Source organism: Granulicatella elegans ATCC 700633 (genome assembly GCF_000162475.2).
Lineage (GTDB): Bacteria > Bacillota > Bacilli > Lactobacillales > Aerococcaceae > Granulicatella > Granulicatella elegans.
In genome coordinates, this window is sequence record NZ_KI391971.1 from 1,442,887 (window position 1) to 1,465,783 (window position 22,897).

Annotated in this window: 21 protein-coding genes, 2 pseudogenes and 1 other annotated feature; of the genes and pseudogenes, 2 read left to right on the forward strand and 21 right to left on the reverse strand. The window is 33.2% G+C overall.

Features of this window, described 5'->3' with window-relative positions; genetic code table 11:
* Nucleotides 1-32 precede the first annotated feature (32 nt).
* From HMPREF0446_RS06880 to HMPREF0446_RS08170, 7 genes are all read right to left on the reverse strand, one after another.
* The gene (locus HMPREF0446_RS06880; protein WP_006703223.1) at nucleotides 33-512 is read right to left on the reverse strand and encodes a hypothetical protein; all 480 of its coding nucleotides are present in this window, start codon (nucleotides 510-512) and stop codon (nucleotides 33-35) included.
* 228 nt (nucleotides 513-740) lie between these two features.
* Nucleotides 741-2,411, reverse strand: coding sequence for a glycoside hydrolase family 13 protein (locus tag HMPREF0446_RS06885; protein WP_020991421.1), 1,671 nt, complete (start codon nucleotides 2,409-2,411; stop codon nucleotides 741-743).
* Nucleotides 2,412-2,530: 119 nt separating this feature from the next.
* On the reverse strand, nucleotides 2,531-2,701 hold the full coding sequence (locus HMPREF0446_RS08505) for a hypothetical protein (RefSeq protein WP_006703221.1): 171 nt from the start codon (nucleotides 2,699-2,701) through the stop codon (nucleotides 2,531-2,533).
* 13 nt (nucleotides 2,702-2,714) lie between these two features.
* Nucleotides 2,715-2,897: a hypothetical protein gene (locus HMPREF0446_RS06890; protein ID WP_006703220.1), complete on the reverse strand. Its 183-nt coding sequence runs from the start codon at nucleotides 2,895-2,897 to the stop codon at nucleotides 2,715-2,717.
* Between the two features lie 12 nt (nucleotides 2,898-2,909).
* A complete protein-coding gene (trmL, locus tag HMPREF0446_RS06895) occupies nucleotides 2,910-3,419 on the reverse strand; it encodes a tRNA (uridine(34)/cytosine(34)/5-carboxymethylaminomethyluridine(34)-2'-O)-methyltransferase TrmL (protein WP_006703219.1) in 510 nt (169 codons plus the stop codon).
* A complete protein-coding gene (gene queG, locus HMPREF0446_RS06900; RefSeq protein ID WP_006703218.1) occupies nucleotides 3,409-4,620 on the reverse strand; it encodes a tRNA epoxyqueuosine(34) reductase QueG in 1,212 nt (403 codons plus the stop codon). Before queG ends, trmL begins: the two co-directional genes overlap by 11 nt.
* A gap of 345 nt (nucleotides 4,621-4,965) precedes the next feature.
* Nucleotides 4,966-6,267, reverse strand: a complete 1,302-nt coding sequence (locus HMPREF0446_RS08170) for a coiled-coil domain-containing protein (RefSeq protein WP_020991422.1) — start codon at nucleotides 6,265-6,267, stop codon at nucleotides 4,966-4,968.
* Between the two features lie 285 nt (nucleotides 6,268-6,552).
* On the opposite strand from HMPREF0446_RS08170, the gene HMPREF0446_RS08385 reads away from it, so the two are divergent.
* A protein-coding gene (locus tag HMPREF0446_RS08385; protein ID WP_156902340.1) for an IS3 family transposase occupies nucleotides 6,553-7,916 on the forward strand; the annotation gives its coding sequence in 2 pieces (ribosomal slippage) (nucleotides 6,553-6,994 and nucleotides 6,994-7,916; 1,365 coding nt in all).
* A 187-nt stretch (nucleotides 7,917-8,103) separates the two neighbouring features.
* Here the strand turns inward: HMPREF0446_RS08385 and tyrS are convergent.
* From tyrS to HMPREF0446_RS06935, 4 genes are all read right to left on the reverse strand, one after another.
* A complete protein-coding gene (gene tyrS, locus HMPREF0446_RS06920) occupies nucleotides 8,104-9,369 on the reverse strand; it encodes a tyrosine--tRNA ligase (protein WP_006703214.1) in 1,266 nt (421 codons plus the stop codon).
* A 78-nt stretch (nucleotides 9,370-9,447) separates the two neighbouring features.
* Nucleotides 9,448-9,644, reverse strand: a binding site (T-box leader).
* Between the two features lie 51 nt (nucleotides 9,645-9,695).
* A complete protein-coding gene (locus HMPREF0446_RS08175; protein ID WP_169816069.1) occupies nucleotides 9,696-10,541 on the reverse strand; it encodes an N-acetylmuramoyl-L-alanine amidase family protein in 846 nt (281 codons plus the stop codon).
* A gap of 213 nt (nucleotides 10,542-10,754) precedes the next feature.
* Complete coding sequence (locus HMPREF0446_RS06930) at nucleotides 10,755-13,124, reverse strand: phosphoketolase family protein (protein ID WP_006703212.1); 2,370 nt, start codon at nucleotides 13,122-13,124, stop codon at nucleotides 10,755-10,757.
* 470 nt (nucleotides 13,125-13,594) lie between these two features.
* Nucleotides 13,595-14,371 (reverse strand): EcsC family protein, encoded by a 777-nt coding sequence (locus tag HMPREF0446_RS06935; protein WP_020991423.1) that lies wholly within the window; start codon nucleotides 14,369-14,371, stop codon nucleotides 13,595-13,597.
* A 216-nt stretch (nucleotides 14,372-14,587) separates the two neighbouring features.
* On the opposite strand from HMPREF0446_RS06935, the gene HMPREF0446_RS06940 reads away from it, so the two are divergent.
* Nucleotides 14,588-14,872 carry a hypothetical protein gene (locus HMPREF0446_RS06940; protein WP_006703210.1) on the forward strand — a complete coding sequence of 95 codons (285 nt, stop codon included), beginning with the start codon at nucleotides 14,588-14,590 and terminating at the stop codon, nucleotides 14,870-14,872.
* Between the two features lie 137 nt (nucleotides 14,873-15,009).
* Here HMPREF0446_RS06940 and rhuM read toward each other — a convergent pair.
* The 10 genes and pseudogenes from rhuM to HMPREF0446_RS06990 all read right to left on the reverse strand — a co-directional run.
* Nucleotides 15,010-15,735, reverse strand: a pseudogene (gene rhuM / locus HMPREF0446_RS08510) (RhuM family protein); the annotation flags it as partial.
* Between the two features lie 144 nt (nucleotides 15,736-15,879).
* Nucleotides 15,880-16,422 (reverse strand): GNAT family N-acetyltransferase, encoded by a 543-nt coding sequence (locus tag HMPREF0446_RS06950; RefSeq protein ID WP_006703207.1) that lies wholly within the window; start codon nucleotides 16,420-16,422, stop codon nucleotides 15,880-15,882.
* A 32-nt stretch (nucleotides 16,423-16,454) separates the two neighbouring features.
* Nucleotides 16,455-17,219 (reverse strand): phospholipase D-like domain-containing protein, encoded by a 765-nt coding sequence (locus HMPREF0446_RS06955; protein ID WP_006703206.1) that lies wholly within the window; start codon nucleotides 17,217-17,219, stop codon nucleotides 16,455-16,457.
* The gene (locus HMPREF0446_RS06960) at nucleotides 17,212-17,412 is read right to left on the reverse strand and encodes a MerR family transcriptional regulator (RefSeq protein WP_040507646.1); all 201 of its coding nucleotides are present in this window, start codon (nucleotides 17,410-17,412) and stop codon (nucleotides 17,212-17,214) included. Before HMPREF0446_RS06960 ends, HMPREF0446_RS06955 begins: the two co-directional genes overlap by 8 nt.
* A gap of 194 nt (nucleotides 17,413-17,606) precedes the next feature.
* Nucleotides 17,607-17,864 (reverse strand): DeoR family transcriptional regulator, encoded by a 258-nt coding sequence (locus HMPREF0446_RS06965; RefSeq protein ID WP_006703204.1) that lies wholly within the window; start codon nucleotides 17,862-17,864, stop codon nucleotides 17,607-17,609.
* Nucleotides 17,865-18,056: 192 nt separating this feature from the next.
* On the reverse strand, nucleotides 18,057-18,494 hold the full coding sequence (locus HMPREF0446_RS06970) for a GNAT family N-acetyltransferase (protein WP_006703203.1): 438 nt from the start codon (nucleotides 18,492-18,494) through the stop codon (nucleotides 18,057-18,059).
* A 239-nt stretch (nucleotides 18,495-18,733) separates the two neighbouring features.
* Nucleotides 18,734-21,181 (reverse strand): DEAD/DEAH box helicase, encoded by a 2,448-nt coding sequence (locus tag HMPREF0446_RS06975; RefSeq protein ID WP_006703202.1) that lies wholly within the window; start codon nucleotides 21,179-21,181, stop codon nucleotides 18,734-18,736.
* Between the two features lie 10 nt (nucleotides 21,182-21,191).
* Entirely contained in the window at nucleotides 21,192-21,959 is a 768-nt protein-coding gene (locus tag HMPREF0446_RS06980; RefSeq protein WP_006703201.1) for a Hachiman antiphage defense system protein HamA, read from the reverse strand.
* A 294-nt stretch (nucleotides 21,960-22,253) separates the two neighbouring features.
* Nucleotides 22,254-22,382, reverse strand: a pseudogene (locus tag HMPREF0446_RS08880) (HTH domain-containing protein); the annotation flags it as partial.
* 196 nt (nucleotides 22,383-22,578) lie between these two features.
* Nucleotides 22,579-22,836 (reverse strand): DUF4177 domain-containing protein, encoded by a 258-nt coding sequence (locus HMPREF0446_RS06990; protein WP_006703197.1) that lies wholly within the window; start codon nucleotides 22,834-22,836, stop codon nucleotides 22,579-22,581.
* Between the last annotated feature and the right edge of the window lie 61 nt (nucleotides 22,837-22,897).

Here is a 22,897-nt window from a genome sequence, read left to right on the forward strand (position 1 = left end):
GTTATTTTCAAAATTCTAAAAATCACATTTTTTTATTGTTTCGCTACTTCTTGTGCCCATTTTTGATAAATCACATATACCCATGCTAGTAATCCAGCAACAATCGCAGGGAAAATATATGCAGTAATATCAAATCCTAATCCACTCATCAATTGATTCACAACTTGCATCACAATTGAAAACGCAAAAACCCCAATCGCATAATGTAATAAATTTTTATCAGGTAATACTTGAGCTTTAGCACTTTCTCCAATTTTATGGTATAAAATTGGAGAAAAAATACATATTAATAAAAATACTACAAGAACTGCTATTCCAAATCCAATGTTTTCTTTTGTGAGATATGGATTTTTTACTTTTGCTAATTCTTCTTGAACTTGTGGTATTAATAATATTGCCATTCCTAAAAGACCCAAAACATTTCCAACAATCCCAATAATATTCCAAATTTTTAACCCCTTAGAAACTTTTCTTATAACTCCTGCATATTGTTCAACTTTTTGTGTATCCATGATACATTCCTCCTCAAAACTTTTTTTAAAAAGAATAGGTTAGTTACTCTTTTAGCTAACTATATACCTAGTAATCTTTTTTGTCAATAAGTTTCTTTATTTTTTATTATGCTCATTATACACCGGTTGTTTCCGTTTTTATATAGATTTTTTCTTATTTAATCATTCTTAAGGATCTATGATTTACAAAAAAACGTCCTTTCAAAAAGAACGTTTTCTTCACTCTATTTAACCTTCTAATTCACAGACAAGCGCTTGATAGCCAGCAAGAGAGAGTTGGTCTCCTTGTCCATTCATTTGTGCTGGAATATTGGCTAGCAATACTTTTCTTACAGGCGTTGGTAAAGTTACTGTTTGAGGTTCTGATTGATAATTAACTAATACCAGCACACGTTTTTCCCCACATCGCTCATAAGCAATTATGTTTTTCACTTCTTCTAAAACAGGAACAAATTCCCCTTCACGAATGGTTGATCCATAAACTTCATCACGATACAAAGCAGTTAGCGCTCTATAATAGTTCAAGATAGATTGTGGATTCTCTTCCTGTTCCTCTACATTAATCTCTCTTTGCGGCTGTTTTGAAACAAGCCAAGCTTTTCCAGTTGTAAATCCTAACTTCTCTTCACCATTCCATTGCATTGGCGTACGAGCATTATCACGACTATATTTTGAAATAGCCTTCAACGCTTCTTCATCCGTTAGCCCTGCCTCTTTAGCAACATGATATTCATTTAATGTATTAATATCATCAAACTCATCAATCGATTCGAAAATTTGATTTTCCATCCCAATCTCTTGCCCTTGATAAATAAAAGGAATTCCTTTACGAAGCATTTGCACTGTAGCAAGAGCTTTTTTACTAATTTCTGTCACTTCGCCTTCAGGAATATAATGAGAAACTCCACGTGGCTCATCATGGTTTTCAATAATAGTTGATAATACACCAATGGAATCCGCACGACGATGCGCCTTGAAAATACTATCTTTTAATTCTTCTGCAGTAGGTAAATCATGGCTATACCAACCATTTCCTTTTTGTCCTAAAATCGTTTGTTTGAAATCAAAAATAGACGAAAATACTCCCTCTTCACCAATAAAGAAATGTAATTCTTCATCCGTTTCATTAAATACTTCTCCTACTGTAAAAGCATTATAGCGCGCAAATGTTTTTTCCTTCATTTCTTGTAAAAACGGTTCAATTGGTTGCGCATTCGCTAATGAATAACGAACAGGAACAAGTCCATTTTCTTGTTCAGATGGTAATGAACGCCATTCTAAATCCTTTTTAATATTAATAATGGCATCAATACGGAATCCTCCGATTCCTTTTTCTAACCACCAATTAATCATTGTATAAATTTCTTCACGTACGACAGGATTTTGCCAATTTAAATCGGGTTGCCCTTTATGGAATGAGTGTAAATAATATTTATTTGTTCCAGGAACTTTATCCCACACACTACCTCCAAAATAAGTTTCCCAGTTATTTGGTTCTTTTTCACTTTCAATAAAGTAGAAATAGTCTGCATAAGGGCCTTCTGGATCTGCTAATGCTTTTTGAAACCATTCATGTTGATCAGAGCAGTGGTTGACTACTAAATCCATAATAATTGAAATACCACGTTTTTTTGCTTCAGCAATTAGTTCTTCCATATCTTCCATTGTTCCAAACTGTGGATCAATCGCATAATAATCTGCAATATCATATCCTTGGTCGACAAACGGACTCTTATATACAGGAGACAACCATAAAATATCAATTCCCAAACTTTGTAAGTAATCGAGCTTTTCGGTAATTCCTTTTAAATCTCCAATTCCATCTCCATTACTATCATTAAAACTTTTTGGATAAATTTGATAAGCTACTTTGCCTTTCCACCAATCTTTTTCCACCATCGGTAGCCTCCTTCACAATCATTAATGACTTTATTCTGATACAATTCCCTCATACTGTCAAGCAACAAAAAAGAGATAAACGATTGTTTCCGTCTATCTCTTGAAAAATGATTGCTGTCTTATAAACGCTTGCTATATTTACGATATTGATAATATCTATAAGCATAAACGCCAGTACGATATAAATAGAAAATCACTAAAATAGCAAATAATTTATTATGTACAACCGTTAATATAACAAAGGCACATGCTATTATAAACATGATTAATGCATAAACTAAATCTTTCATCCTCACACCTCCATTACTTCTCTTCTTTTTTCTGTTGATTTTTAACATATCGATACGCATTAAAAGCACTAGAAATTCCAAATAAAGCAGCGACTAATGCATACCATTTATTATCTATCACTGCTAGTAATGCAAACGAAAGAGTACATAATGCATAAATAATCGTATTCCATAAATACAAAGGAATGTTTTTCATCTGCCTGTCTCCTTATTTCAATTTATCATGTTCATAGGTATGAACTAATTCTAAGCCTTTAAACTGTTGCTGTCTTAATGCTTCATAAACAACAATTGCTGCTGTATTCGATAAGTTTAAGGAACGAACATGAGTATCATTCATCGGTAATCTTAAACAACTTTCTTCATGTTCACGCATAAATTCTTCTGGTAATCCTGTTGTTTCTTTTCCAAAAATGAAAAATTGCTCTTCATCCTTTGCCAAATCGACTTCATCATAAGTATGATTAGCAAATTTTGTAATTAAATAAATAGGACGATTGCCTAAATACTCCATAAATGCTTCTAGCGAATCATGATACGTAATATCCACATCATTCCAATAATCTAGACCCGCACGTTTTAAATGCTTATCATCTGTTGAAAATCCTAATTGCCCCACTAAATGTAGCGGTGAATTCGTTGCAGCACAAGTACGTGCAATATTTCCCGTATTCGCTGGAATTTGTGGTTCAAATAATACAATATGATTAATCGTCATAAGATCCCTCCTCAGGATTTTTTGGTAATTTTTCGTGCAATGTTTGAATCGCTTCTTCTAATTCAACAACTAAGTCTGCTTCTTCTTTCGTTGTTGCTTCAATTTTTTGTGCTTTTTCTAACATTTCTGTAAAATAATGAATTAGTTCTTCACTCGACTCACTAATAATCTCACTCACAGCCCAAGCCGCCGTTCCTTTGATAACAGGTCGCATATCTTCCTTCATCACTTTCAATAATAGAGGAACTGCAGTCTTATCACGGTAATTTGCTAGCGCAATAATGGCATTTCTCTGTAGCGGCTTCTTCCCACGCCATGAACCAGCCATCTTTCCAAACCGTTCTTTGAACTCCTTATTCGAAATCGTCACTAATGGTTTTAACAATGGATGTGTTTCTTCCACAGACGGTTCCATTTCAGGATGTAAATGAAAATCTTTCCCTTTGTTATACGGACAAACTTGCTGGCAAATATCGCAACCATAAATAACATGCCCCATTTTTTTACGATATTCCTTCGGCATAAAGCCTTTCGTTTGTGTTTGGTACGATAAACAACGTTGGGCATTCATTTTACCATTTCCTAATAAGGCATTCGTCGGACAAAAATCTACGCAACGTGTACAATCTCCACAGCCATAATCAACGGGAGCATCCACTGGAAATTCAATATTCGTAATTAATTCACCTAAATAAACATAGGAACCAAATTCCTTTGTCACTAATAAACCATTTTTTCCAACAAAACCTATCCCAGCTCGTTCAGCAACACGGACATCGATTAACTCTCCTGTATCCACCATTGGTTTAAACGCAACATCTTCTTGATTCACTTCACTTTTAATATATTCAATTAAAGCTTCCATTCTTCTAGATAAAATAAAATGGTAATCTTCTCCCCAAGAAGCTCTCGCAAAAGCTCCACGTCGCTCACCTTTTACACGTTCAGGTTTCTGACTTGGTAAAGTAGGATATGCAAGGGCAATTGAAATAATCGTCTTAGGAGAATCAAAAATCTTCTCTGGGTAAATTCTCTCTTCTAAAATCGGATGTTCAAATCCTGTTGTATGCCCTAACTCTTTAGATTCTTGCATTCCTTGAGCTAAATGATCAAAGGGTGCAGCAGAAGCAAATCCAATTTTATCGATACCAAGTTCCTTACTTTTCTTTTGAATTTTTTCTTTTAAAAGAGCTGTATCCATCGATTCACTTCCTTTCACCTTCATTGATTACTTTTCTTATTGTAACTCATTTTCCACAAAAAAACGATAAAAAAAACGCTAGCCTTCGGTGTCAATCACGGCGAAAGTTAACGTTAGTCTAGAGAGTCGATTATTTAGCAAATACTTACTAAATAAAGCGATGAACTTATCTTAACTTTTTTTTATAAAAAAATCAACATTTTTTATAAAAAATCTTTTACGATTTTTAAAAAATTCCACTCACCCTCAAATCCACTACTGACACTTCACAGATACGCTACCATCCCCACCATAAAAGACAAAAAAAGAATGAATTCCTTAACGGAATCCATCCTTTCATTCATATTATAATCCGAAGTTGATATATGTTGCTTGAGCTGCAACACTTGCTGGAATTGTACGAGTTGAAATTACGTTTACACCTTGTACGTTCATTTCTGAGATGAATAATGATCCATCTGCATTTACACGTTCAACAAATCCAACGTGACCATATACAGGATCTGCTCCACCTACACCACGTTGGAATACAATTGCTGTACCTGCACGAGGAGTTGAAGAAACTCCGTAACCTGCTGCTGCAGCATTTGCTGGCCATTCAGCTGCATTTCCTAATGCTGTAGTTCTAATTGGTGATCCTAATTGAGCGAAACGGTTATACATATAGTAAGTACATTGTCCGAAATATCCACCATTTAAAGCTGCTACAAATGATGGATCTGGAGCTGCAAATGAGCCACCTACCACGATATTTGCTGCTTTAGCTGGAGCCGGAGTTGTTGCCGCTGTAGCTACTGCTGTTGTAGAAGCTGCTTCACTCTTAGCTGCAATTGTTGCTGGAGTTGCTGCTGTTGCTGCTGCAGGAGTTGCTGCTGCTTTTGCAACTGCTTCTTCTGTTGCTTTCAACATTGCTTCTTTAGCTTCCTCTGCTGCTTTTTGTGCTGCTGCTTTTTCAGCATCTGCACGAGCTTTTTCAGCTGCTAATCTTTCTTTTTCTTGAACTAAACCATCACGTGCTGCGATTGCTTCTAATTCTTCATTTGAAAGATTTGCTAAAGTTGCTTTATGTTTTGTAAATGTTGCACTTAATTCAGTTTGTAAATTTTGTAATTGTGCTTCATTTGCTTTTTGTTGATTTAAGTTATCTTTTTGAGCTTGTTCTTTTGTTTGAACTTGCTCTTTATCACGAGCTTGTTCTTGCATTAATTGACGGTTTGCACCTACTAAGTCAACAATTACTCCAATACGATTTACTACATCTGTAATAGAGTCTGCATTTAGTAAGAAGTCAACATATGAACGCGCACCGTTTACTTGAACTGCACGAGCTTGATCTTTTAATCGTTCATTACGTTCTGCAATTAATGTTTCAAGTTTTGAAATTTCTGCTTTTAATACTTCTAAGTTTGCTTTAGCAGTTTCTTGTTCTGCTTGAACTGAATTAATTCTTGATTGTACATTTGTTAAATCTTGAGATAATTGTTCAACTTGTCCTGCTACTGCTTGTTTTTGATTATTTAAATTTTGAATTTGTGAATTTGCTGAGCTAATTTGCGAATCAATATCTTGAGCGTTTACTGAAGGTGCTAATGTACCTAATGCTAACGCTGTTCCTGTTACTACGAAAGTTAATAACCTCTTATTCAAATGATTCCCTCCAAACGGTTTTATTTATATAAAAGGCACTGTATGAAAGTGCTTATAATCTTGACTGGTATCATCATAACATAGGACTAAAGCCTTATGTTAATTTTCGCAGAATTGTATCTTCATTGTAACAAAACTGTAACATTTCGTTTTATAGCTGATATAATCGCTTTTTTTAACTCCTGATTTGTCATATTTCGCATGACAATTACATAAAAAAGGCTAGATTTTGTACTGCACCCCAAAAGTTAGACATGAAAAATCTAACTTTTGGGGTGTTTTTTTATGAAATTAACTTATGAAGATAAAATAGAAATTTATCAACTAAGAAAACAAGGTAAAAGCTTAAAGAAACTTTCACAGAAATACGATATTGCCGTTTCTAATATTAAATACTTAGTTCGATTGATTGATCGATATGGAATAGAAATTGTTAAAAAAGAAAAAAATCGTTACTATTCACCAGAACTAAAGCAGGAAATAATGAATAAAGTTCTTTTAGAAGGTCGTTCACAATCAAGTGTATCTATTGATTATGCACTTCCAAATTGGGGTTTACTTTCGAATTGGCTAGCACAATATAAGAAAAATGGATATACTATTGTTGAGAAAACAATAGGGAGACCAAGTACAATGGGACGTAAACCAAAGAAAAAATTAGAAGAAATGACAGATTTAGAACGTCTTCAACTAGAGAATGAATACTTAAGAGCGGAGAATGCAATTCTAAAAAAGTTGAGAGAACTCCGATTGAAGGAGGAAAAAGCGAAAGAAGAAAGACTGAAATTGTTCAAGAATTAATCGGTGAGTTTACATTAGATATTCTTCTTAAAGTGATTAAATTAGCTCGCTCAACATACTATTACCATTTAAAACAAATGAACCAACCAGATAAGGATCAACAGATTAAAGATGAAATACAAGCCATTTTTACCGAACATAAGGGAAACTATGGTTACCGTAGAATTCATTTAGAATTGAGAAATCGTGGATTTAAAGTGAATCATAAGAAGGTACAACGCTTAATGAAAGTTCTTGGTTTAATGGCTCGTATTCGTCGTAAACTCAAGTATTATTCGCACAAAGGAGATGTTGGTAAGAGATCAGATAATTTGATTCAACGTGATTTTGAAGGGACTAAACCAATGGAAAAATGTTACACAGATGTAACGGAGTTTGCCATTCCGAATAGCGAACAAAAACTATATTTATCACCAGTATTAGATGGATTTAACAGTGAAATTATTGCGTACAATCTTTCACGGTCACCTGACTTACTACAAGTAAAGACAATGTTAAATGAGGCATTTGCAGATGAAAATTATGAGAATACTATTCTCCATAGCGACCAAGGTTGGCAATATCAGCATGATTCTTATCATCATTTTTTAGAGAGCAAAGGTATACTACCATCTATGTCGCGTAAGGGAAACAGTGCAGATAATGGTATGATGGAATCTTTCTTTGGTATTTTGAAATCAGAAATGTTTTATGGATTTGAAAAGGAATTTAAGTCTCTTGAGGAATTAGAGAAAGCTATTATAGATTATATTGATTATTACAACAACAAACGTATAAAAATTAAACTGGATGGGCTAAGTCCTGTAAATTACAGAATAACTCATTCAAACTCTGCTTGTATTGCTTAACTAGTAAATCTATTTGAAAGTTTGATAATCTATCTAAGAAAAAACGCGCCAAAAATTTTGGCGCGAACTCCCTAGGGAGTTATTGATATATTTTGTTCTATTAATCAAAAAGAGACGACTTAAGTCGTCTCAAAATAAGTCTAACTTTTTGGGGTCACTTCAATTTCTCTAACCTTTTCAGCAAATGCTATTTTAATTTAACTAAGAAATATTTTTTCTTCCCACGACGAACTAGTACAAAACGTCCTTCAAAGGATTGTTCTGGAGCCCAAACATGTTCTAAATCTGTAATTTTTTCTCCATTAATAGAAATGGCACCATTTTGAATATCTTCACGAGATTGACGACGGCTTGGCTCAATTCCTAAATCTACTAACCATGTTGCTAAGTTTTGTTCTACTTTTTCACTTTCAAATGTTGGCATATTTTTGAACCCTTGTTCAATTTCATCCGCATTTAATTGTTGAACATCTCCAGTGAATAAAGCATTTGTAATTTTCAAGGCATCTTGTAAGGCTGCTTCACCATGTACAAAACGTGTCACTTCTTCTGCTAAACGTTTTTGCGCTTGACGTTTATGTGGTTCTTCTTGTACAGAAACTTCTAACGCTTCAATTTCTTCTTTTTCTAAGAATGTAAAGTATTTAATATATTTAATCACATCACGGTCATCTTGGTTTAACCAGAATTGGTAGAATTCATATGGAGTTGTTTTTTCTGAATCTAACCATACTGCACCACCAGCTGATTTTCCGAATTTAGTACCATCAGATTTCAGCATCAGTGGAATTGTTAATCCATACGCACGAGCTTCTGCTCCTTCCACTTTACGAATTAATTCTAAACCGGCTGTAATATTTCCCCATTGGTCAGCCCCACCAATTTGCACTTGAACATCTTCTTTACGGAACAATTGTAAAAAGTCGATGGATTGTAAAATTTGGTAAGAAAACTCTGTAAATGAAATCCCTACTTCTAAACGACTTGCGACAACATCTTTTGCTAACATTGTATTTAAGTTAAAATGTTTTCCATAATCACGTAAGAAGTCTAATAATGATAGTTCTTTTGTCCAATCATAGTTATTCACTAAACGAACTGCTTCTTGGTCTTCTTGACTTGTTAAGAATAAACGTTTCATTTGAGCTGTCAATTTTTCTACATTATGTTGTACTTGTTCTTTTGTTTGCAGAACACGTTCACTTGTACGTCCACTTGGATCTCCAATTGAACCTGTTGCTCCACCAATAACAATAACTGGACGGTGCCCTGCTAATTGGAAACGACGTAAAATCATAAATGGAATTAAATGTCCAATATGCATACTATCTCCTGTTGGGTCCACACCACAGTATAGTGAGACTGCTTTTTCTTGCGTTAATTGACGCAAACCTTCTTCATCTGTCATTTGATTAATGGCACCACGCCACATTAAATCATCAATAATATTCATACAAATCCTCCTTATAATGTTGCAATTTTCTTACACAGTTTTCTAGCAAATAAAAAAGTCCCTAATAGCCCAAAAGCTATTAGGGACGACTTTGCCGTGTTACCACCCATATTGTAGTTAAAAACTACCTCTCAAATCCTTATCGCGGATAGACGCTGTTTGTCACAGTTTGCTCTCAAGTGTACTTCGATTCTAGGTTGGATTGTCTTGCACCTACCGACAATTCTCTTTTTGCTCCGATGCTAGTCTCTACTGCGCTTGATCATTGCTCTCGATTTAATTTGTTATCAGTATACTGACAATCCTTGAAACTGTCAACTGCTTTCCTAGCGAACCCAAGCTCCAGTTGCATCTACTTGATAACCATCTGATGTTTTTTCAGAAACAGCCATTTTACCACTGTCTTTTAAGAAATACCATTTTCCTGATGACTCAACCCAACCTGTCTTCATTTCGCCTGATGGTGCAAAATAATACCAAGCATCATTCCATTGCACCCAACCTGTTTGCATGCCACCTGAAGTGTTGAAGTAATACCATTTTCCATCTACTTGAACCCAGCCAGTTTCCATTGCTCCAGATTCATTTAAGTAATACCAAACTCCATTCAGCATTTTCCAACCTGTTTGCATTCTTCCAGATGTATCGAAATAATACCATTTATCTTTTACTTCTACCCAACCTTTTGAAACAACACCACGTTCTGGAATGTAGTACCAATGTCCATCATCGAACACCCATTTTTCTTGTAAATAGCCTTGTTCATTAAAGTAAAAATAACCTTTATCTGGTACAGATGTATGAATATCATCGCCTTCAACAACATTAATCAAACCTTGTTGAACAACTGGTAATACTTGCCAACCTTTTAATGGTTTAAAGTTATCTCCAATAAATACCCAAGTATTATCGACTGCTTGCCATTTTAACGCACGTTTTCCATCACGATATAATACTTTGCTGCCATCTTTTTCAACTTTCCATTCAGGCGTACTATATCTAAATGGTTGTCCACACTTCGATACAGGTACATGTGCATCCCCTTTAACAAGAGCGTTCTCTTGAACTACACATTTTGGAATGATCCCTTCATTTTCAGCAGCTTGAACATTGTTTGTTGCTACAAAAGTTGATAACGCCATCGCACCTAATAAAAACTTCATTTTACTCATCATTTTCACTCCCCTTTACTTGTGTGAATATTATAGCAAACTCTTCTTTTATTTGTCTATATCCGATGAACATATAATAAAGAAGTATATTTTTCATTTTAAAATAGCGAATCGTTATGTTTCGAAGTTCGTTTCATCTTTATACAAAAATAGGGCTCGCCCTCAGATAGAAATCTATCGTCAGACGACTGCCCTATTCAATCAAAATCGTTATTATTTATTAACGTTTTCCCATTTCCAGCTTACTACTTCTGGAATATCTTCACCGTGTTCACGGATATAGCTGTGGTGGAATTCCACTGTTTCATCCATTTTCTCAGCAAATTCGCTAGCTTTGTCACCATATACAGCGACTGCAGCATCTTTTGCAACGTGGAAGCGGTCCATTTCAGAAAGAACACGCATATCGAATGGAGTTGTAATATCTCCGTTTTCACGGTAACCGTGGATATGAACATTGTGGTTGTTACGATCGAAGAATAAATCACGAATCATACCTTCATATCCGTGGAAGCAGAATACTACTGGTTTGTCAGCTGTAAATAATTTATCGAATTCTTCATCGGATAAACCGCGAGGGTCAACTTTTAGAGAACGTAATTTTAAGATATCTACAACGTTGATGAAGCGGATTTTCAATTCTGGGAATTGTTTATGCAAGATTGAAATACCTGCTAATGCTTCTAAGTTTGGTTCAGTACCTGCAGCAGCAATAACTACATCTGGCTCTTCGCCATCTTTAACAGTTGAAGCCCAGTCAATTACTTTGTATCCTTCGCTTACTAATTCTTTAGCTTCTTCTACTGAGTAGAATTGAGGACGTGGGTGTTTAGATGAAACGATTAAGTTAATTTTATCTTCTGAACTTAAAGCTTCAGCCATAACTGCCATCAAGCTGTTTGTATCTGCTGGTAAATATTCACGTACGAATTCTGGTTTTTTCTCAGCTAAGTGAGTTAATAAACCTGGATCTTGGTGAGTATATCCATTGTGGTCTTGTTGGAACACTGTTGATGTTGCAATCAAGTTTAATGATGGATAGTTTTTACGCCATGGAGCGTGAGTTTTAGATTTACGTAACCATTTGAAGTGTTGAGTAATCATTGAGTCTACTACACGTAAGAATGATTCGTATGAAGCGAAGAATCCGTGACGACCTGTTAAAACATAACCTTCTAAGAATCCTTCTGCTTGGTGTTCTGATAATTGTGAATCGATAACACGACCAACTGGTGAAATCCATTCATCATAGCTTTCATCACGACGACCAACCCATTGACGGTTTGTTGCTTTAAATACTTCGTTTAGACGGTTAGATTTAGTTTCATCTGGTCCGAAAATACGGAAGTTTTCAGGGTTAGCTTTTACTAAGTCAGCTGCAAATTTACCAAATTCAATCATATCTTGTTTTTGGATAGCACCTGGAGTTGAAGTATCAACTGCATGTTTAGTCCAATCAGTAATTTCCATTGGTTTTACAACCCCTGCATTAGTGATTGGGTTCATGCTCATACGACGGTCACCTTTTGGTGAAATAGCAGCAATTTCTTCTACTAATTTTCCGTTTTCATCGAATAATTCTTCTGGACGGTATGATTTCAACCAGTTTAATAATGCATCGACATGTTCCATTGATTCACCTGATACTGGAATTGGAACTTGGTGAGCACGGAATCCACCTTCGATTGGTTCGCTGTTCCATTCTTTTGGACCAGTCCATCCTTTTGGTGTACGTACTACTAATACTGGCCAATGAGGCATTGTTGCTTCCTCAGCTTTTTTAGCACGAGCTTCTTTTTGGATTGCTTGAATTTTTTCAATTGCTTCGTCTAATTTTTCAGCCATTAATGGGTGAACTTTTTCAGGATCAGTTCCTTCAACAAAAATTGGATCCCATCCTAAACCGTTAAAGAATTGAGTTAATTCTTCATCAGTACGACGAGCTAAAATTGTTGGGTTGTGGATTTTACCACCGTTTAAGTAAAGAATTGGAAGTACAGCACCATCATTTACAGGGTTGATGAATGTGTTTGAGAACCAACCAGCTGCTAATGGGCCTGTTTCTGCTTCTCCATCTCCGATAACTGCAGCAGCAATTACGTTAGGGTTATCTAAGATTGCACCTGTTGCGTGAGATAATGAGTAACCTAATTCTCCACCTTCGTGAATAGAACCAGGAGTCTCAGGAGCAGCGTGTGATGCAATTCCTCCTGGGAATGAGAAAATTTTACACAATTGTTTGAAGCCAGCTTCATCTTGCGTAATATTTGGATATAATTCAGTATAAGAACCGTCTAAGTAAGAGTTAGATACCATTACTTGTCCACCGTGTCCAGGACCTTCAATGTAGAACATATCTAAGTCATATTTGTTAATAGCACGGTTTAAGTGTGCGTAAATAAAGTTTTGTCCTGCGATTGTTCCCCAGTGTCCGATTGGATGTAATTTAACGTCTTCTTTTTGTACAGGACGACGTAATAGTGGATTATCTTTCAAGTACATTTGTGCTACTGAAATATAGTTAGCTGCGCGCCACCACGCATCCACTTTTGCTAAATATTCTGGTGTATCAAATTGTGTCATTTATAATTCTTCCCTTCTAGTTTTCTCTTCCAAAGAAAATTTGAAAAATGGCGTTTCAAAAATCCTTCAAAAAATAACCGTCAAGTATTTAACATATCTTTTTTTGCTTGTCAAGAAAATTTTAAAAATCAATCATTATTTTATACTATTTTCTAAACATTTTAGGATTTATTCCGAAAAAACAGTTATCATTTTGAGTTTTGAAAACGTTCATAACCACTTTTATTTGACTGTTTGGCTACAAATTTCTTTAGTGGAATGATACAATTTTTTAAGACCTTTGCTAGAGTATTCAATAGAAATTTACATAAATTTTTAAAATAAAAAATTCTATCAAAAAATCTATTAAATTCCATTAACAACAGGTATTCCATCATATCATTCAAACGCTATCATTGCAATATATTTGCTTCATGATTTATATAGCGAAAAAATCCCTCCATCATTCGACAGAGGGACGAAATTTTCAATTATTCTTCTATAAATTCAGCATCAATTACTAGAGGGTCTGATTTTTCTTTATAAATTTCAATATTTGCTAAATCATCTTTTGCTAAGTGTTTTCTTAATTTTTCTGCCATTGCATTAAAAGTAATGTACGTTAATGCACCAGAGGTTACTGCACCGACAACTGGAACAACTTTGGACACTCCATTGGCAAAGATTTTTTTAGACATTTGAACTCCAAGAATGGATGCAATTTTTTTAACAACAGGATAAATAAAACCTTTTGTAATCGCTTCTTGAGGAAGTTTTTTTGCCACTTTTTTTGCTACTTGGGCAGCTATTGCGTGAACTGTATTCACCGCACTATTAACTCCAAACATAATTCCGATAAATAAGATGAGTAAATTTTTCGTTTCATCATTCATTTCTTTTGTATCAAATCCTAATTCACTCCAACCATATAAGTAAATTAATTTTTGTAAAACTCGCAAAATATGAGCAAAATATTGCGCTAAATCTGCTGGAAGTGAACCAAGAATCGCAAACCCACCTGGCAGTCCTGCTGCAGCTGAAATCGTACTTACTTGAGTCGCTTCTCCTTTAATACAACTTTTGGCAATTTTATTAATGTCTTCTACTGGAATTCCTGCATATGCCGGATTATATTGAATCGCTAATTCAATCACTTCAGGACGATAACGATCTCTTAATTCTTTTCTTAAAAATAACTCTCTATCAATTTTGACCATAGGGAGTTTTGCTGTTTCAACTAATAATCGATCAATTTTTAATAATTTCAAAGTAATTCTCCTCATTTTTGTTCTATGGGTTTGACTGATTATAGCATAGGTTTATTAAATCAGAAATAGGTATCCCTAAACTTCGTCATAAACCTGACTTTTCTTTTAAATTGTGGCAAGGGACGATAGCAAATTTTATTTTTTATATCACATAACTTTTGTTGCTTAGGTTATTTCGGAATTGATATAATTAACTTATCAGGAGGGATTTCTTTTATGACAGACAGCGCATTTTTATATACACTTAATCCAGATGGTTCAGCGATGATTGGATACGAAGATTATGATGTCGATATTTTTGATGGAGACGATTATGAAGTCACTTACTTATTAGATGCGAAAAACTTTACGAATCTCTTGCATCATCTAAATATTCCATCAAATCAGAATACTAAAAAACAATTACAAAAAGAATTTGGGAAACATTTCGTCTCTAAAAAATTCGAAGAGTTTTGTAAGCAAAACAATATTAGCTATGAACGTAATGTGAGGATTGGATAATTATTCATTATAAAAATTTAAGGAAATCTCATTATTAGGGACTATTATTTTTTTAGGTTTTACAAACTATTGACCTTGTAGATTAACCCGAACTGAAAACTCCTACTGACTAAATTTTCAGCAGGAGTTTTTAAACATTATTTTATATTTTTTATGAGACTTTCTATCTTCTTTAATTCCCCTAAGCAGTCATTTTCAACTTGGTTTAAAGTATATTCAGCATCATTTATATCTTTTGTTTCACCTTTTATTTCTGTTAATTCACTAAACAGTCTTTCATCAATCTCTATATCATCATCTATTTTACATAGTAATTGCTCAATATGATAGTTCCAATCTTTCATCATCATCGTACATTCTTGTTTTGCTTGTTTCTCTGCAAAATCCAAACATTGTGAAACTAATTGATTAAAACTACTCAATTCTTTTTCAATTAAATGTCTTTTGGAGTCAGAATATGTTGGAAGTTCTCCTTTAACAAATTTTACTCCCTTATTATCACCCGATTCAGTTGCTGTTTATTGATGAATAGGAAAATGTAATTTATTTCGAACTGTAGTGAAAAATCTTTTAGCTTCACCACTATCCTTATTATAATCAACGGACATTGCAAACAAATCTAACAGTTGACGATAAAATACTTTCTCACTGAAACGAATATCATAAATTCGTTCTAAAAGTCCTTTAAAATAATTGTCTTCCCCTAAATTTTTAAACCGTTCATCATCCATAGTAAAACCTTTAATGAAATATTCTTTTAAAACTGTAGAAGCATACTTTCTAAATTGTATTCCTCGTGGGGATTGCACACGATAACCTATCGCTAAAATCATATCTAAATTGTAGTAAGCTACTTTTCTCTTTGGAAGTCCATCTTCTATCTCACCTTGAAACGAGTGAACACTAAGTATGTCAAGTAGTTGCGTTCGTATGTGGGAACATATCTATAAACCTTTTAACGATAAGTAGGGTTATCGTTAAAAGGTATTACCTAGACAAACTGGGATTTACTTAGTCGACAGCCACTCTCCCTTTGATAGACAGGTTATGTGTTCTGTGCGAAGAATACCTTCGAATGCACATAGAACGTTTTCTTTTGTATGATGATAACGGAAACCACATTTTTCCTGAACTCTCTTTGACTTTGTATTGCCGTCAAAATAACCGCACCACATTTTCTCCAGATTCAGGTCATCAAATCCATGTCTCATAATCTCACGAACTGCTTCTGGTATCAGACCCTGACCCCAATACGGAACTCCTATCCAGTAACCAATCTCCGCCTCAGTATCAGGAATACCTTTATCACTTACAGAGCCGATCATCAATCCTATGCTACCCACTGGCTGCATCGTTTCTTTTAAAACTATGGCGTATGTCTCAGGTGCTGAAAAAACACTTTTTATAATCTCCTTGCTATTTTCAACACTGGTATGTACAGGCCAACCTGCAATCGGACCAACCTCTGGATTACTGGCATACTGAAATAAATCATTTGCATCACTTTCTTCCCATGGACGAAGAATCAATCTTTCCGTTTCTAAAATCATTTTGTCCTCCTTAAATTCAAATTTGTCTTTGTTTAAAAATAAATCCCACTATATAATTCCATAAACTCTTTAGCAAACTTTTTGACAAGTTCATGATCAAGTGCAGTTACTAAAGTTTCTACATTTTTATTAGCTGTTGGTGTCCAATTATATGATCCGTGCATTACATAGTCCATATCTATGATACAAAACTTATCATGCATACGGTTATATCCTTTATTTCCCCATCTCGGAATGACCACAACATCGAACTTATTCTCTCTCAGTTTTGAAATCATATTTATATTTGAGTCTTCCTGCGAAACTATTATTCTTACATTTAATCCTTGCTTCTTTTTCGCTAATAACTCTTGATAAATAGCTTCATTAGAAAACCATGCAACAGCTGCCCAAATTATAAATTTAGCATCTCTAATTCCCTGAATTACTTCATCTTGAATTGCATCAAAAACTACATTATGCTCTGTTACTTCATCTGGTGTATCAATTACCTGTGGACGTATTTCAACGTGATGTAAAGCATAATCATCAGACTCCTCATATACATACTCTACTAACTCTTTTAGAATTTTCTCATTTTCTTCTGCGATTTCTAACAAAGGAACTGGAACTCGTAATTCCACAATCTCCCAATGTTGATAGGAGCGCCCATGATTTGCAAATCCATATTGCGGAACAAAATTAACTCTTGCTCTACCTAACAGCCTCAACAGTTGGTCTCTTGATTCAATTGATTTATATTTTTTATCATATTTCAATACTTCTGTCAGAATCTTAATGAAAGCACTTCTATCCATTAATATCACCTTTCTTTATATGTTTACCACTCTTAATTCTTTTATCGTTTGGTTTTTCAGCATCTGCAGGAATAGCCCAATATGATCCAATCTTTGTGGCACCAGGTATACGTCCCTCTATGCAGAGGATCTGTATTCTTCTAACTGTAATACCCCATTTTTCTGATGTTTGCTTTATTGATAAATATTCCATCATAATCTCTCCGAAAATAGCTTTACAGTTACACTCGTTAACAATAGTATATTCCAAACTACGAATAAAATCATCTAAGAAACACAAACATTTGTGACACGAACCAGTATCAATACAACTTGTGGGACAATTGGCTTAGCCACAAAACAGTTTAACGATAGCCTATAAATAAGCCTTTATTTTCTATACTTTATTTACTTAGTGGGTGCAACTCTTGACATCAATACGACACTCTCGACATGATTAGTGGCTGGAAACTGATAGTTAACAACCACTTTTTCATCTAATTCTTCATCTTCCAAAATATTTTTGATTTGTTTACGGATGGTTTGTTTACTTACTTGAAATAATTCCGCAATCTGAAGTTGAGTTAACCATATCGTTCCATTTTCTAGAATCAGATTAATTTTTACCTTTCCATCTTCTGTATGGTACAAAATGAAATGAGACATCACATTCAACTCCTTTATTGTGGTGTGCGTTAATTTCTATGTTCACTTTAACCCCCTCTGATTTTCCGAAGTTATTATAACATTATTTCCTCAACTATTTGACAAAGAGCCTAAAAAGCACACAACTAAAAGATGCTACTCTTAAAGCCGTGCGCTTTTCATTTATAACCTATCCAATAACCCAAAAACTATCTAATCCAACCTCTTAATAAACCTCTTTTGAGTTTTATCACATACATATCCGATACTCTCATAGAATTTATGTGCTTCTACACGATAGTCTGCTGAGTTTAGTCTAACAAATGAAACGGAATCATTTTTAGCTTTGAATTCTAAATGATTCATCAATTCTTTGCCAATTCCTTTACCTTGAAACTCTGGTAAAACAGCTAATCCCAAAATGTTCAAACCAGCATAAGAATAAAGACTTTCATATACTTCAGCATGCACAAATCCAACTACTTTCTGTAACTTTTCATCTTCATATACATAGATATAATGATGATTTACATCCTCTGACAGTTTTTGTATTTGTCTCATGACTGTCTCTATAGATACTGAATACCCTAAAGAAATATGACATATTCTTTGTATTGCTTCTGCATCTTCTATTTTTATATTTCTAATCATACTCTATTCCTCCATAGTTATCATAGAAGTATTATCCCTCAACTTATTCCCAAATATATTGGGGATAAATTGAAGGATATTTAGATATTATTTCCTACTCCCACTCGATATGTCCATTGATATCGTTTTGTATAAATCGCATAAAATCAAGGTTTTTATTATCGGATCTAGTCTTATTATCCAGTTTATTTCTGTTTATCCGATTTTTTGCAAGCATATTGCAAGCATGGAACTCCAATTTATTCTTTAGCATTCATTTTTACCTCTGAAATCAATATACCATTTTCACTATTTTTTAACATTTCAGAAATCAAATTTTTAGAAAAGGTCACAGTACTATTACCTATATCAACCTCAAACATATCCGAATATTTTTCTTGCAACAATTTGGAAAGAATACTACTAATGCCACAGTTCAATAACGCAATTTTAGTTTTATCATCTGTTCCGTATTTTATTTTTAAATAAAGCGACTCTTCGATAAGTTCTAAAGAATATAGTACTTCTATATATTTTACTATTTCATTGTCTATAAAATCATATTCCTCTTTTAATCTTACGATAGCTAAATTAACCTTCTCATATTCATCTTTTTCTGTAATGTCAGTCCAATACTCTCTATGTCCACCTCTGGTTTTATCCCCCCATTTACCAACATAAACAATTCTTGATCGCTCTTCTCTAAGCGTATTCCAATATCCAACCACCTCATCTGTCATTACTTTCATGGTAAATCCCATTATTCTCCAGTTAATTAGCATTTTGTAAAAATTTTGTGCTTCATGTTCTCTCAAACGCTTTAAATTATTGTATTCTCCGTTACTATCATTTATTTTAGAAAAAAATAAATAGTCTATTATATTAAAAACTGTATCTATACTTTGAGCTATATTTACGTTTTCTATCTCATTATTTATTTTCTTCTCTATTTCAAGTATATTGAATATATTAATATTATTTTCAAAACATAACTGCCCAACTTTTGTTTTCGCCTTATTTGAGTTATTGACTGTTATAGCATCGCTATGAGAAATATTTTCTAGAATATCTTCTGCCTTTTTCTTTTTAGCTTCATCAGAATCAGAATTAACTAACAGTGGATTTTTTATATCATCAACAATTTTATCATAATCTTCAACTAATATTTTTCGTCCTTTGACAAAATTTTCTACTTTAAAATTTTGTCTACAATATCCACCTTTAACAATATGAATTTCTGGCAACAAGTATTTTAAATCTCCCGTACTATTATTAAAAATCTCTCCAAATCTACATACCCTTCCAATTAAATTTTTAAAAGACGATGGCGATAAATAACTATTTCCTCTACAAGGATCTAATATAAACATCTTTGTTGCAGGAATATTTACTCCTTCAAGCAATGTAGAATTAGCAATAAGCATTTTTATTTCTGGCACATCAACATATAAGTCCTCTATAAAATACCTTACTGGCTCTGGTATTGAACCATGATGATAAATAATCCCTTTTTCAATATAATCAGCTAATTTATAATCCTCATGTACATATTCCCTCAAATCACTAGCAGCTTTATTAAGTCTAAGTATTTGTTTTTCAGGGAGTTTAGAAAATAGTTTAAACGCAAAATTTTCAAGCTTCTTAGGGCTGTTTAAATATATTATATTTTTGTTATCACAATTTGTAATAACAACATCTTCGTCGTCTCCTAATTCATTGACCTGTAAATCAATCAACTTGTCCTTCGCCGTCGAATATTGATCTAATAAAACTTTCTTATTGTTCTCTAAATCGTAAAAATAAAATATTTCTGACTTAACATTTTCAACAACACTATACCATTCATCAACATTCGGTAGATATTCAATCTTTAAACTTTCTTTAGATCTTAAAAATGGTGTTAAATATTTACAAACAAGGGTTTTTTTTCTTTTTTTACAAATAATAATAACAGAAGCCAAGATCACACTGCGTCTATTTTCATCTGAAAAATCATCTAATATATTATGTGCTTCATCAATAACTAATAAATCAAATTTCAAGTTTGGGTTGTTCTGTAGCAATCTCAACAGTCTCTCTTGAGTTAACACAGCAATTATTTCATTATCTTTATCGCTATACATTTCTGGATATGTTATTATTTTCCTATATCCAAAATTATTTATAATCCTTTTCTTTGTTTGCGCTAAAAGAGATTTTGTAGGAGAAATGATACATATTTTTTTAAATTTAGTGTGGTCAATAAATGATAATATCAATTCCGTTTTCCCATACGATGTTGGAGCTACAATAATCTGCGATTTTAATTTTGATTTTTTAGCTTCCTTAAATAATTCAAACTGCCCTATTGTTTGATACGAATTATTCCATTTAAATTCATCACTCTCTATACTATTTATTTCAGTATAGATATTCCCATATTTCTCTGAATAATTTAGATTGTTTTCTATAAATTTTGATATAGGAATAAGCCCTTTATTCAAACTTAATTCGTATAGTGGTTTATAATCATCCGTTATTTTGCTATACAATAAAAATAATCTGTATCCTAATCTTTGTAGATTTTTATTATCCAATCCAGTCAAAAAAATCCCTATAGATAATATTTTTTCTAGCTCTTCATCAGATAACTCTATACCTATCTGTAACTTTTTATATAGTTCTGGAAATTCAGTGTTATAAAGCTTTCTCAATGTTAATTTATCCACTTCAAACCTCCTATACTAATGTCACTAAAAAATCTATTATTGCTTGATATGTTTGTTTTTGTATTGCAATTAATTTCAATTTTGAAAATTTATTAGAGCTTAATATTGAATCGTGCAGTTTTCTTAGTTCTATTGAATCTATTGTAGAATTAAATATGCAAAACACAGTACCACCTAAAATAACATTTTTATCGTTGCTTAAACATGAGCTGCTATTTTTATTAAGTATATTAACTATAGTATTTTTTTCACTAGTATCATCCAATGCACTCCTAACGCTATTCACCGCATTTAACCATAATTGTGAATTGTGCATATTCAGTCGTGCCTCTAAATCTCTTTTAGCAGTATTGATTCTTTCGCATACCTTTTCAGTAGAAGTTTGTAGTTTTCCTAATTCTCCTGCTTTTGATTCTATAATCCATAAATCTTTATTAGAATCAACAGCAATAATATCAAAACCCTTTTTTACATGTCTTTCTTCTAAATTAAAAAATGGTGAAACTATTTTAATATCAGTAAATTCTCTAATCAACACATTTAGCAATAACTCACCTATCACTCCTACTTTTCTATTTATATTACTTGGAATTCTATGATTTACCAATTCTTTTACAGTTTCATCAAATGAATGATAATTGAGTCCTGAAACAAGAGCATATTCTCCATGACAAATTTCAACCAATTGCTCTTTTATTTTATTCTTTAATTCATCACCTAAATTATGGATTTCTAATATAATACTTTCTCCAATTTTTCTTTCAATTACATCATTCATTATACTTTTCCTTTATTGTAATTAAGACTTATACTCTCCTGTAGCCGCTTTTATCATCCCATCATACCAATATACTGTCTCTAATGGCATTTCATGGTACTTATCAAATACTTCATACAAATACTTATACTTAACTTTATTTTCAATAATCTTCTTCAGAGAATCTGTATCCTTGAAATAATCTTCATACCTGTAATATCTCTTCATCCTTACTGTATGGAATTATCTTTCTATACCTAAAAGCTGAGATTACATTTTTATCTCACTACAATCCAATTTTCATCTTTCTTTGATTCAATTCTTTCTATCATTTTTTTCTTGCAAAGATTTAAATGTTCTTTCGATAGTCCTTTTTGTTACACCTATTATTTCTGCAAGTTCAACTGATCTTACACTTGGATTTTCTATCAAAAGTTCTATTACTTTCTTTTCAGTCTAATTCAAAGTGACATTTAAAACAACATTTTTTGTCGTCTTTTTATGTTTCATTTCCATAAAGAAAGGTTAAGAACCTTTTTGGGGTTGTATAATTTATAGGACTGATGAAAAAATCCATCCACCTTATTTAACAAAATGCAAAAAATTATAAAACTATACTAGTTCCCCAAAATATATTCATCTAATCAATTCTCTCGAATACCATAGTTGCTTGAATCTTATCCCCTCCAAGAAAACCTTTAGAACCGGAAGAAGTTGTTGAGATTGTATGTAATCTATAGCCCAAAGCTGCCTGCTTATTAATTGCGGCTTGAAGATTAGTCAAACTAGCAGTCCCTGAACCTGTACCTAAAAATTTCTCTGTCAACACAACCTGAAGAACTACATACTTCTCACCACCACCAGTAGCTGCTTTTCCCGTAATATTATCCCATGACATGTTTAAAACCTCCATCTTTTAAATTTCATCTAAAATTAAAAATTCTCTTTCAAAACTGATT

Coding starts and splice junctions, on each gene's coding strand:
- HMPREF0446_RS06880 (WP_006703223.1), bottom strand. CDS start 512: ATGGATACACAAAAAGTTGAACAATATGCAGGAGTTATAAGAAAAGTT.
- HMPREF0446_RS06885 (WP_020991421.1), bottom strand. CDS start 2,411: ATGGTGGAAAAAGATTGGTGGAAAGGCAAAGTAGCTTATCAAATTTAT.
- HMPREF0446_RS08505 (WP_006703221.1), bottom strand. CDS start 2,701: ATGAAAGATTTAGTTTATGCATTAATCATGTTTATAATAGCATGTGCC.
- HMPREF0446_RS06890 (WP_006703220.1), bottom strand. CDS start 2,897: ATGAAAAACATTCCTTTGTATTTATGGAATACGATTATTTATGCATTA.
- trmL (WP_006703219.1), bottom strand. CDS start 3,419: ATGACGATTAATCATATTGTATTATTTGAACCACAAATTCCAGCGAAT.
- queG (WP_006703218.1), bottom strand. CDS start 4,620: ATGGATACAGCTCTTTTAAAAGAAAAAATTCAAAAGAAAAGTAAGGAA.
- tyrS (WP_006703214.1), bottom strand. CDS start 9,369: ATGAATATTATTGATGATTTAATGTGGCGTGGTGCCATTAATCAAATG.
- HMPREF0446_RS08175 (WP_169816069.1), bottom strand. CDS start 10,541: ATGAGTAAAATGAAGTTTTTATTAGGTGCGATGGCGTTATCAACTTTT.
- HMPREF0446_RS06930 (WP_006703212.1), bottom strand. CDS start 13,124: ATGACACAATTTGATACACCAGAATATTTAGCAAAAGTGGATGCGTGG.
- HMPREF0446_RS06940 (WP_006703210.1), top strand. CDS start 14,588: ATGACAGACAGCGCATTTTTATATACACTTAATCCAGATGGTTCAGCG.
- HMPREF0446_RS06950 (WP_006703207.1), bottom strand. CDS start 16,422: ATGATTTTAGAAACGGAAAGATTGATTCTTCGTCCATGGGAAGAAAGT.
- HMPREF0446_RS06955 (WP_006703206.1), bottom strand. CDS start 17,219: ATGGATAGAAGTGCTTTCATTAAGATTCTGACAGAAGTATTGAAATAT.
- HMPREF0446_RS06960 (WP_040507646.1), bottom strand. CDS start 17,412: ATGGAATATTTATCAATAAAGCAAACATCAGAAAAATGGGGTATTACA.
- HMPREF0446_RS06965 (WP_006703204.1), bottom strand. CDS start 17,864: ATGTCTCATTTCATTTTGTACCATACAGAAGATGGAAAGGTAAAAATT.
- HMPREF0446_RS06970 (WP_006703203.1), bottom strand. CDS start 18,494: ATGATTAGAAATATAAAAATAGAAGATGCAGAAGCAATACAAAGAATA.
- HMPREF0446_RS06980 (WP_006703201.1), bottom strand. CDS start 21,959: ATGAATGATGTAATTGAAAGAAAAATTGGAGAAAGTATTATATTAGAA.
- HMPREF0446_RS06990 (WP_006703197.1), bottom strand. CDS start 22,836: ATGTCATGGGATAATATTACGGGAAAAGCAGCTACTGGTGGTGGTGAG.